General features: G+C 39.8%; 10 protein-coding genes. 5 read left to right on the forward strand and 5 right to left on the reverse strand.

What is annotated here, in order from left to right; translation table 11 throughout:
• The first annotated feature begins 3 nt into the window (after window positions 1–3).
• Both HWV03_RS15765 and HWV03_RS15770 read left to right on the forward strand, forming a co-directional pair.
• Window positions 4–1,155 carry a urate hydroxylase PuuD gene (locus HWV03_RS15765; protein WP_211676767.1) on the forward strand — a complete coding sequence of 384 codons (1,152 nt, stop codon included), beginning with the start codon at window positions 4–6 and terminating at the stop codon, window positions 1,153–1,155.
• 142 nt (window positions 1,156–1,297) lie between these two features.
• Window positions 1,298–1,870, forward strand: a complete 573-nt coding sequence (locus tag HWV03_RS15770; protein WP_211676768.1) for an undecaprenyl-diphosphatase — start codon at window positions 1,298–1,300, stop codon at window positions 1,868–1,870.
• Window positions 1,871–1,917: 47 nt separating this feature from the next.
• On the opposite strand, the gene HWV03_RS15775 is transcribed toward HWV03_RS15770, so the two are convergent.
• Window positions 1,918–3,096, reverse strand: a complete 1,179-nt coding sequence (locus HWV03_RS15775) for an HD-GYP domain-containing protein (RefSeq protein ID WP_211676769.1) — start codon at window positions 3,094–3,096, stop codon at window positions 1,918–1,920.
• An 89-nt stretch (window positions 3,097–3,185) separates the two neighbouring features.
• On the reverse strand, window positions 3,186–4,181 hold the full coding sequence (locus HWV03_RS15780) for a TDT family transporter (RefSeq protein WP_211676770.1): 996 nt from the start codon (window positions 4,179–4,181) through the stop codon (window positions 3,186–3,188).
• A 97-nt stretch (window positions 4,182–4,278) separates the two neighbouring features.
• Here HWV03_RS15780 and HWV03_RS15785 point away from each other — a divergent pair, with 97 nt between their 5' ends.
• Window positions 4,279–5,181: a LysR substrate-binding domain-containing protein gene (locus HWV03_RS15785; protein WP_211676771.1), complete on the forward strand. Its 903-nt coding sequence runs from the start codon at window positions 4,279–4,281 to the stop codon at window positions 5,179–5,181.
• 311 nt (window positions 5,182–5,492) lie between these two features.
• A complete protein-coding gene (locus HWV03_RS15790) occupies window positions 5,493–6,128 on the forward strand; it encodes a TetR/AcrR family transcriptional regulator (protein ID WP_211676772.1) in 636 nt (211 codons plus the stop codon).
• A gap of 2 nt (window positions 6,129–6,130) precedes the next feature.
• On the opposite strand, the gene HWV03_RS15795 is transcribed toward HWV03_RS15790, so the two are convergent.
• Window positions 6,131–7,063 (reverse strand): glycosyltransferase family 2 protein, encoded by a 933-nt coding sequence (locus HWV03_RS15795; protein ID WP_211676773.1) that lies wholly within the window; start codon window positions 7,061–7,063, stop codon window positions 6,131–6,133.
• A gap of 210 nt (window positions 7,064–7,273) precedes the next feature.
• Here HWV03_RS15795 and HWV03_RS15800 point away from each other — a divergent pair, with 210 nt between their 5' ends.
• Window positions 7,274–8,437 (forward strand): glycosyltransferase, encoded by a 1,164-nt coding sequence (locus HWV03_RS15800; protein ID WP_211676774.1) that lies wholly within the window; start codon window positions 7,274–7,276, stop codon window positions 8,435–8,437.
• A gap of 75 nt (window positions 8,438–8,512) precedes the next feature.
• Here the strand turns inward: HWV03_RS15800 and guaD are convergent, their stop codons facing one another.
• Together guaD and xdhC are read right to left on the reverse strand one after the other, a co-directional pair.
• Window positions 8,513–9,820: a guanine deaminase gene (guaD, locus tag HWV03_RS15805; RefSeq protein WP_211676775.1), complete on the reverse strand. Its 1,308-nt coding sequence runs from the start codon at window positions 9,818–9,820 to the stop codon at window positions 8,513–8,515.
• 92 nt (window positions 9,821–9,912) lie between these two features.
• Window positions 9,913–10,749, reverse strand: a complete 837-nt coding sequence (xdhC, locus tag HWV03_RS15810) for a xanthine dehydrogenase accessory protein XdhC (protein WP_211676776.1) — start codon at window positions 10,747–10,749, stop codon at window positions 9,913–9,915.
• Between the last annotated feature and the right edge of the window lie 41 nt (window positions 10,750–10,790).

Here is a 10,790-nt window from a genome sequence, read left to right on the forward strand (position 1 = left end):
TTTATGGATCCGCATATTACGGAATGGCTGAATCTTGCGATTCGATGGATGCATATGATTTTTGGTATCGCTTGGATCGGTGCCTCATTCTATTTTGTATGGCTAGAAAACCATCTTAATCGCACCAACCCAAAAACGGGTTTAGCTGGTGACCTTTGGGCTATTCATGGCGGTGGTATTTATCACTTAGAAAAGTACAAACTTGCACCAGAAAAAATGCCTGAAACACTACATTGGTTTAAATGGGAAGCGTACACAACTTTCCTTAGCGGTATCTCACTGTTAACCGTCGTATATTACTTTAATGCGCAATCGATGCTTATCGCACCCGGTTCAGGCTTAACTGAATGGCAAGGTATTGCGATTGGAATCGCGACAATTGTGGTTGGTTGGATTGTTTATCATTTATTATGTGAGTCACCATTAGCGCAGAGACCCGCATTAATGGGCGCAGTACTGATGCTCATGATCATTGCCGTGGCATATGGTCTATCACTGGTATTCACAGGCCGTGCAGCCTATATCCATGTTGGCGCTATGATCGGTTCGATCATGGTTGGCAACGTGTTTTTTGTGATTATGCCGGGTCAACGAAAAATGGTTGCGGCAGTATCGAAAGGTGAACAACCCGATCCGAAAGATCCTGCAAAAGCACTACTACGCTCGCGGCATAATAACTACCTGACATTACCAGTGTTATTTATCATGATCAGTAATCACTTCCCAAGTACCTATGGGAGTGAGTACAATTGGTTAATATTAGCCGCAGTGTCAATTATCAGTGTGTTAGTGCGCCATTATTTCAATACGCGTCACCAGCATCAGAAATACGCATGGACATTACCGTTTGCCGCTTTTGCGATGATCACCTTAGCGTTTATCACTAAGCCAACAGTAGATAACAGCGCACCACAAGTCGCGTTTAGTGAAGTGCAAAGTATTGTCGCAGAACGTTGCGCTGTATGTCACGCGACCGCAGGTGTTGCGCCTATGGCTGGCGTACACCTTGATACAGCTGAAAACATAAAACTTAATTCAGACAGAGTGTTATCTGCAGTGCGTAACCGCGTTATGCCCCAAGGTAATATAACCAAAATGACCGATGATGAACGTACCGTCGTGATTAACTGGATAAACCAAGGCGCAAAAATATAAGCACAAACCAATAATAGGATGAGTGCTCAGTTGATGATGAATGAACTGAGAACTCCCTTTCATATAGATATTTATGTTTAGAATGAACATTACTTCAGAATAATGGTCTTATCGTTGATATTCATTTAGGTAAGACCATTTCATGCAACAATTAAACAATTTACTCTTTTCCGCAATTAATCAATTTGCAGGCCAAAACCAACTCTTGGACTACCTTTTCATTTTATTCGCAGAAGCAATGCCTTATGTCTTTATCGCATTGGTCGTGATCTTATGGTTTCGCAGTAAAGAGCAATCGAAGCGTTATCTTATTGGGGCGACGCTGACTTCTGTTGTTGGCATCACGATTAATACACTTATTGCTCAGGTTTATTTCCACCCTCGCCCTTTTATGGATAATTTGGGGACAACACTTGTTGAACACGCTGCAAATTCGTCGTTTCCCTCTGATCACACCACATTTATGTTTTGCATTGCATTTAGTTTATTGTTTCATCGGGCAACAAGAAAATTGGCATTCGGGTTAACAGCACTGGCCGTTGTTGGTGGGCTATCTCGTGTGTATATTGGCGTTCATTTCCCTTTCGACATTGCTGGGGCAGCTATTATCGGTGCACTCTCAGCAATGATGGTACATTCTATTCGACATAAATTAGCCAGCTGTTATAACGTTATTATTTCCATTAGTGATCGTTTAGCAGGGCGAATTCTATAAATAAGAAGCGAATAATGAAACCAGCAGCACGTTGCGGTTGCTGGTTATTACGCTTCGCTGACTAAAAATCGCATGATCTCTTCCATATCTAAATCAAAATCATCTGCTCTCACCGACGCTGAAATTTCATCATCAACCATAGACAAATCAATCTGATTCGTTAGCTCAAAATCCCGTTTATCTAAGCTATAAAACGAATTTACTTTAGGTCTAATCGGATCTGCTTTGTTATAACCTTCGACAATCGCTAAACGATTAGAATTTAGCTTGACCAGTGAGCCAACAGGATAGATTCCCATGCATTTAATAAAAGCATGAACTAAGTCCAAATCCAATTGCCCGTCCTGAGCCAGACTACGCAGAATACCGAATGATTTTAGCTGGGTTAAACCTTTTTTATAACAGCGGTTTGCAGTTAGTGCATCATAGATATCACAGATAGAAAGCATACGACCAAATCGAGATACTTGTTGTCCCATCAAACCATATGGATAGCCTTCACCATTTAACTTTTCATGGTGTATGGCCGCAACATCCAAGCTGATTTTAGAAATACCAGGAATTGATTTAATAATATCGATGGAATGATTTACATGTAATTTCATAATTCCAAACTCATCGGGTGTCAATTTACCCGGTTTATTAAGAATATAATCAGGCGTTCGGATCTTACCAATATCATGTAAAAAAGCACCGATAGCCAACTCTCTGATCACTGTTTTTTCAATACCAAGATAACGAGAAAATAGCGCCATTAACATAGAAACAGCAAAGGAGTGTTCTAATAAATATTCATCTTTATTACGAATGTTTATCGCGCACATTAGCGCATCAGAATTGGTAAATAGGGTGTCGATTAGTTCTGTTGTGAGGTTTCTTACTGAACAAAGGTCAATTTGAGACCCCTCTTCAATATGCTGAAATATCTTTCTCTGTATATCTTTAGACGTTAAAACTAGCGCCTTAGCGTGCATCATTTTTACATTAAACGCTTGCTTTCGCTTTGTCGTGATTGACGTCTCAGAGGCAGCTGTAGCCGCCATTTTCGCATCAAATTTGTCAGTATTAACTAATACGCGCTTGATTCCCAGCTCAATAAGCTTATTAAGCACTACCTCGTTTTTCACCCATTCAGGTTGAGTAAGTCTGAAACTACCTGTTTGAAGGGTTATTTTTTCGATGTAAGCACCAATAGTAATACAGGTAATGTCTTGTTCTATAAGCATTATATGTAACTCAAGAAAGGGAACGTTTTAGCAAAAGCTACTCTATCACCATATAACGTGTAAATATACCAAATAACAAACCACTGACTTTATACAGTTACTGCTATCTGCGTTTTATGCGCGATATACATATTTTGCAATTTAACGACTAAACATTTTATGTAGCATGCACTAACCCAAGCAACGACTACGGTTGCTCCCCCTAATTCAAATAAAGCAACAACATGTAATTGAGAGATGTAATGCTCAGAAATACCGACTTTTTCAAGCCAATCACCAATGCTATATAAAGCCTTAGCACTAATCACTAACGGAAATGTAAAGGCTGCAAAACCAGGGTGAAAAGTTAAGCGAGATAAATGTAGAAGCGCCATATAGATAACCATAGTCATCAACACTGCTATACCTAATAAAACAGCAACAATAATTGGTGATGGCTCAGAAACAAAGGCTAAATATCCAGTTAGACATAAACTCGCTGGCGCCGCTAATATGGCAATTGACGGTTTTGCACCAGCCTGAATTTTTTCACCAAAAATAAGGCGATTAAGCATCACTGGCAATAACAGTGCATAATTAACTATACCAAAAACCAAAATTGCATAACAAAGAGATTCAAATTTTTCTGGTTGAGGACAGGTAAATACAGCAACAATCAAACCAATTGGTGGCACAAACCAACTCGGAACCATATGTTGTAATTGCATATCTTTAACACGATGATAAAGAAACACGACTAAAAATACCAAATGTGCCACGATAGCAGCCAGCCATATAGTTGTAGATAGCGCTGGTGATGAGGTAATTAACGAATTTGATACCACCATAGTCGCCATTGCAAATGTTGGAACAACACTCCCTACAACATGATGAGAAAGATCATTCAACAACGTTTTTGGATAGATAATAAAACGCAACAACAAGGAAAATAGGATCGCAGCTGCAACCACCGCCGTAGCAGTCTGAATATAACCATTAAAATCATAAACCGACTCCCACAATGCACCCAATGATGATATTCCTAGGGCAAGACCTGCTGCTGGCGTTGGTAATAACTTAAAGTTAATTCTAATTTGATTTAACATAATGCACCTCTCTCGTTGATGCAGACATTATAAACATAGCCATTCGTTAATTAAACCTGTATATTTTTAACCTATAGTTAATAAAAGTTGAACGCATATGAATTTATCATTAAAACAATTACGTGTATTTGTTGCTGTCAGCCAGCAGCAAAGTATCACCCACGCTGCAAAAAGCTTATTCTTAACCAAAGCCGCCGTAAGCATGGCATTAAGCGAGCTTGAAAATCAATTAGATCAGCAGTTATTTGATCGTACTAATAACCGCTTACACCTCAATCCATATGGTCAACGTTTATTACCTATCGCCGATGAGTTACTGCACCGCGCGGCCAGTATTGATACCTTGTTTCAGCAATCAGGACAGCTAATTGGCGATCTCGCCATTGGTGCAAGCGAGACGATTGGCAACCAAATATGTCCTTGGTTGATCGCACAATTTAGACAACAAACAGAACACACTCAGCAAACGTTACATATCCGTAACAGTGAAAAAATTGCGGAAATGATATTAAGTTATCAATTAGATATAGGACTTATCGAGGGTGATGTTAGGCATAATGACATCGAAACTACCCCTTGGTTAAAAGACGAAATGTGTATAATTGTGGCAGCTAATCATCCACTACTAAAAAAATCAGCATTACAGTTAACAGACTTAGCCGATAATACTTGGGTATTGCGTGAACCAGGCTCAGGCAGTCGTGCATTTTTCGATAATAATATCGTCTCCGAGATTCAACAGTGGCAACTCGCGTACCAGTTAAATTCAATCGAAGCACAACTCAACTTTGTCGCAGCAGGACTCGGGCTTGCCTGTGTATCTAAATTCAGTGCGACGCACGCTTTAGCAAACAACCGGGTGCAAATATTACCACTTGATACGAAACTAGAACGCCAATACAAAATCATTATGCATAAACAAAAATTCAAAAGCGAATTAATTACAGCGTTTATCGAGTTCAGCCAGCAGTGGGATAGTAGCCAATTAATCGGTAAATAAAATACGATAAAATCAATAGATATACTTTACCCCTCTAATATTACGCCCGCTATATATCCAAGCTAGCTGGAAATTACAGGATAAAGTATACTTACTTCTTTGATAAAAAATTCAAAGAGCGATAGCTAGGCAATAGGTAGAAAGGAATGAAATATCGTTGCCAAATAAGTAAATATAATACTCAAAGCCCATGTAAAGCTTGAGTATTAGAGCCAAAACTATTAAACAAAAAGCGACCCCAGGGTCAAGTTGTTTGTGACGTTAATTTTTATAACTTTCTATAAAATAACTGCGAAGGGATGAATATAAGAATGTCTACCATACGGAAGAAAAACGAAGGAAAGATTTTAAAGGCTGCCAGTCAAGTGTTTGCCAGTGAAGGTTATGCAGCAACAAAAACCATTGATATCGCGAAACTTGCCGGTGTGCCTAAGGCCAACGTCTATTATTATTTTGGGAATAAAGAGACTTTATACTCAGCAGTGCTGGAAACAATCATCGAACCATTACTCAGTGCAACCCACCCTATCGAAACCATCAATAACCCCGCAGTCGCATTAACCGAATATATTAAAACAAAGCTAATCATCTCTCGAGATTATCCTTATGCTTCCAAAGTATTCGCGAATGAAATCATGCGTGGTTCGCCATTACTTTCTCCTGAAATAAGGCAGCGTTTAATGAATCAAAGTACGTTTTTACTTGATAAATTTACGCAGTGGATTGAAGCTGGTCAAATGGACAATGTATCACCGCATCATCTGTTATTCATGATCTGGTCTTCGACCCAAACTTATGCTGACTTTAGTTGGCAGATCAATGCTGTAATGGGAAAAACATCACTGGCAGCAAGTGACTATGACGACGCTGCACAGCTGATTAGTCAACTTGTCCTAAAAGGCTGCAATGTGAAGTCTTGTGACGAAGTAACGGCACAGACTGAGTAACACTAAGTAATTGGGCTCAGAATTAGTTTTTTAATGTCTCCCAAACCATTTTTAAAGCGTCTAATTTGAGGGTTAAGCAAAAAAGCATAACCCTCATAACACAGCGCATTAATGAATTTATTTTGCGTACGATAATAGTCGGCATAACCTTCTTTTAATTTTGCATCGGCCAATGCAAATGTATGTCGACTTAACCCGACATCACGTTGCTTATAGCCTGTAATAATATGCTCAATACATTCAAGGTGCTGTAAACGTTTACTATCTGTCTGAGTAATAGAGTTTCTACGCACAAGATAACCAGTGTAGCTTTTCGTTAATACCGCGACTTCAAAGTTCTCACATATTTTTAGCCACAATTGCCAATCTTCACAATAACTCATGCTGGTATCAAACAAACCAACAGTCTCAAATACAGAAGCTTTAACCATCACAGTCGATGTACCTACGACATTATGGCCTAATACTTGCGCTAACGGTTGATTGATATGATGAGTCGGCGTGCTAATGTTAGTGAATTGACTCCAATAACCAAAACAATCAACAGTATATTGATATTGCTCATTAACATGATCATAGTTAGTAAACGACATCGCAACGTTCGGATTTTCCGCATGCAGTGCCAGCTGGGCTAATAGCTTATTAGGGTACCAATAATCATCAGCATCTAAAAAAGCGATGTACTCACCACTCGCTTCTTCTATTGCAAGATTACGCGCCCCAGCCGCACCCACACCGTGAGCCGTAATAACATTAACGCAAGGCTCCTTCTGACTTAACGCAGCAAGATATTCTGCGCTACCATCGCTACTATTATCATTAACAATGATAATTTCAATATCGGTTCTATTTTGCTGAAAAATACTACTTATCGCTTTCGGCAAGTATTCCAAACAGTTATAGCTAGGAATAATTACAGAGACTGTATAAACCATAACACCACTCCTTATGCTATTTACCAACACCCTATTTTCAGTTCACTAAAGAAACAATCGCATTTATATAGACTATCATTCGGTATAGGCTTTACTTTGACGATCAAATTAAGAGTAGTTAAGAAATTTATTTTTGAATGCAAAACAGCAGTATTACATTCATTGGAATAAAAGTAAGGACGTTTAAATGCAAAAGGTAGGGGTATTAGAATGAAAAAAGTGGCATTTTTAGCCCCTTCATACCCAGTGCTCACAGAAACATTTATTCGTACCGAAGTTGACTCGGTAAGTGCATATGGCCATGAAGTTTGCGTCATGACATTTACCAAATACCACGACTGCGGCGAGTTTGGATATGATATTCATGTTATCGGTGCAAAAGCTTATTTCTCATTAATCTCCACACTCAGTCCAATCGGTATAATGAGAGCCCTACACTTTATTGCAAAGCAACGTGCAATGCCCAAATTATCCTTATTTCGATACAGCTTAAGACTCGCGCTCCAAATGCGTAAAGAAGGCGTCAGTCATGCTCATGCACACTTTGCTCAGCACACCTGCGCCCACGCAATAGTGGCAGCAAAAATGATGAATATCACCTGCTCTTTTGTTGCCCATGGTCACGATATTTACGAAACGCCTTATGATGTAAATTTAAAAATACATAACAGTAACTTTGTCGTAGCCGTTTGCAAAGACATGGAAGAAGATCTAAAAAAAATCAACCACGATAAAATAAAGCTATTGCATTGCGGCGTAAAAATAAATGAATTTAAACCGTCCTTATTAACCCCAGAAAAACAGCATAAACCAGTACCACTACGACTGGTTTTTCTAGGCCGATTGGTAGAGCAAAAAGGGATTAATTACCTGATTCAAAGCCTGCACGAATTACATCATAATTACTTAGTCACATTGGATATTATTGGTGATGGGGATCAATTATCAAATTTAAAACAACAAGTCGAACACTTAGGCTTATCAAAATTTGTACATTTCCTTGGTTCTAAATCACCGCGCTGGGTTAGTCATAATCTCTCTAGGTTTGATTGTTTAGTTGCGCCATTTTGTATTTCACGATCTGGTTGTGTCGATACAGGACCTCTCGTGCTTAAAGAAGCGATGGCAGTTGGTATTCCAGTAATAACAACAGACCTAATGGGCTGCAAAGAAATTGTCGCACCAGGTACAGGGATAATCGTAAAACAAAAAAATCCCCAAGCGCTGAGTAAAGCGATCACCGAATTTATCAACTACCCAGCAGAAAAACGTCAAGATATGGGACGCCTGGCACGATTAAATATAGAAAATAATTTTGATGCATTGAATCAAGCAAAAAGCCTGTCACATTGGATTGAAAACTGTGTAAGATAACCTGAAGATAAGATACAAGCGAACACCTTCCAGTATACGCTTGTACCTTCATTTTTAAATATGAATGCTTAGCGACTAAAGGCTGCTATAACGATTCTCACCATACACATAAGTTTCGCACACAACACGATCATCACCCATTAGCATTAATGCAAACAAGGTTTCTTCTAATGACGTCGAGTTTTCCATACGGAACTTAAGTAACGGCGTAGCCGCCAAGTCTAATACCACAAAATCAGCTTCTTTACCGACTGCCAAGTTACCAATTTTATCTTCTAAGCGTAATGCCTTCGCACCGCCTAATGTCGCTAAATATAATGATTTAAACGGACTTAACGCCTTGCCCTGCAGCTGTAATACTTTATACGCTTCGTTCATTGTTGATAATAATGAGAAACACGTACCCGCGCCTACATCCGTACCCACGCCCACATTAATACCAAACGCTTCTAGACGTGGTAAATCTAATAAACCTGAACCCAAGAATAAGTTTGACGTTGGACAAAATGCAACCGCAGATCCCGTATCCGCTAAACGCTGACATTCGCTGTCACACAAATGAATACTGTGGGCAAATACCGAACGTTCACTTAGCAGGCCATGATGGTCGTAAACGTCTAAATAATTAGCGCGTTCAGGGAATAACTCTTTAACCCACTCAATCTCTTTTAAGTTTTCTGATAAGTGCGTGTGCATATACAGGTCTGGATATTCACTTAACAAACGCGCCGCTACATCAAGCTGCTCAGGGGTACTTGTCGGTGCAAACCGAGGCGTAACCGCATAGTGTAAACGCCCTTTTTGATGCCAGCGCTCGATGAGCTCTTTACTGTCTTCATAGCAACTTTCAAGGGTATCAGTTAAGAAATCAGGCGCATTACGATCCATCATGACCTTACCGCAGATAATACGTAGATTACGCAACTGTGCTTGGGTGAAGAAGCTATCAACCGATTGTTTGTGTACAGTACCGAATACTAACGCGGTCGTTGTACCGTTACTCATTAACTCTTGTAAGAAGATTTCAGCAACTTTAGTCGCATGCTCGGGATCATCAAACTTCCCCTCAGCAGGAAAAGTATAATTATTTAACCAATCCAGTAATTGTTCACCATACGACGCGATCATGCCCGTTTGTGGGTAATGCACATGGGTATCGATGAAGCCCGATGTGATGATCTTATTTTCATACACTTTAACATCAATATCACTGTTTTCATTCGCTAGAATTTCATCTGCGTTACCGATTGCTTGTACGACACCATTTTCAATAATCATGGCACCGTCAGCAAAATATTCGTACGAATTTTCCATACCGATTTTATCAGGATCGCCAATACTATGTAATATTGCTGACCGGTATGCTGTTCGAATTGTACTCATTTAAAAATTTCCTTCATTATGCTTCTGCATTATATCTCACGCTATCCTAATACTCTGATGATAGCGTGTCTATAATAATACACTGTATATACTTAGGCTAACTTAGCAATCTCACTGTTGATTTGCACTAGATTAGGTTTTTGTTTGTTTTCTAACGCTCTGCCTTGATAGGTTGCAATTAATTCACCGGCAACCGAAATCGCGATCTCAGCGGGATGTTTACCCACCACCGCACTAATCCCAATCGGGCAGATCATTTGATTTATTTGGGTATCAGTAAAATCACGTGCCCGTAGTCGATATTGGAAACGTTTTTTCTTTGTTTGCGAACCAATCATGCCAAAATATTTCGCATCACCACGCTTCAAAATTGCCTTGGCTAAGTCAAAATCAAGTTGATGATTATGCGTCATCACTAGATAGTAACTGTCTTTTGCCATATCGAGAACATCGCCTGCAGGATCATCACTGACTAACTTAGTGACATTATCAGGTAACTGCGCCGGAAATTGTTCTTCGCGTTGGTCGATCCAAGTGACCCTAAATGGCAGTGTCGCGACAACATGCAGCAAGGCTTTAGCCACATGTCCTGCACCAAACACCACTAAATGATGTAGTGACTGCCCAATCGGTTCAAACATCAAGGTCGCACTACCACCACAGCATTGTCCTAAGCGTGCACCTAAATCAAAACGCTCCACGGCCAGTGCATCTTTGCCTTCAGCTAGCATCTCACGCGCCATTTTAGTCGCGAGATGCTCTAAATGACCACCGCCAATGGTGGCATACTGTTGGTCCGGCGTGATCAGCATTTTCGTACCGGAATCACGGGGGGTTGAACCGTGATGTTCAAGTACTGTGATCATGATACACACTTCACCACGTTGCTTTAATTCTGCAAGTGGATCAATCCAATTGTCTTTAAACATCACCAATCTCCTTGTTAAACAGTACTCTTACATGATTAACA

The sequence above is a fragment of the Moritella sp. 36 genome, assembly GCF_018219415.1.
Taxonomy (GTDB): domain Bacteria; phylum Pseudomonadota; class Gammaproteobacteria; order Enterobacterales; family Moritellaceae; genus Moritella.

Bases quoted from the DNA above. Each gene is read 5' to 3' on its own strand.
- HWV03_RS15765 (WP_211676767.1), top strand. From the start codon at position 4: ATGGATCCGCATATTACGGAATGGCTGAATCTTGCGATTCGATGGATG.
- HWV03_RS15770 (WP_211676768.1), top strand. From the start codon at position 1,298: ATGCAACAATTAAACAATTTACTCTTTTCCGCAATTAATCAATTTGCA.
- HWV03_RS15775 (WP_211676769.1), bottom strand. From the start codon at position 3,096: ATGCTTATAGAACAAGACATTACCTGTATTACTATTGGTGCTTACATC.
- HWV03_RS15780 (WP_211676770.1), bottom strand. From the start codon at position 4,181: ATGTTAAATCAAATTAGAATTAACTTTAAGTTATTACCAACGCCAGCA.
- HWV03_RS15785 (WP_211676771.1), top strand. From the start codon at position 4,279: ATGAATTTATCATTAAAACAATTACGTGTATTTGTTGCTGTCAGCCAG.
- HWV03_RS15790 (WP_211676772.1), top strand. From the start codon at position 5,493: ATGTCTACCATACGGAAGAAAAACGAAGGAAAGATTTTAAAGGCTGCC.
- HWV03_RS15795 (WP_211676773.1), bottom strand. From the start codon at position 7,063: ATGGTTTATACAGTCTCTGTAATTATTCCTAGCTATAACTGTTTGGAA.
- HWV03_RS15800 (WP_211676774.1), top strand. From the start codon at position 7,274: ATGAAAAAAGTGGCATTTTTAGCCCCTTCATACCCAGTGCTCACAGAA.
- guaD (WP_211676775.1), bottom strand. From the start codon at position 9,820: ATGAGTACAATTCGAACAGCATACCGGTCAGCAATATTACATAGTATT.
- xdhC (WP_211676776.1), bottom strand. From the start codon at position 10,749: ATGTTTAAAGACAATTGGATTGATCCACTTGCAGAATTAAAGCAACGT.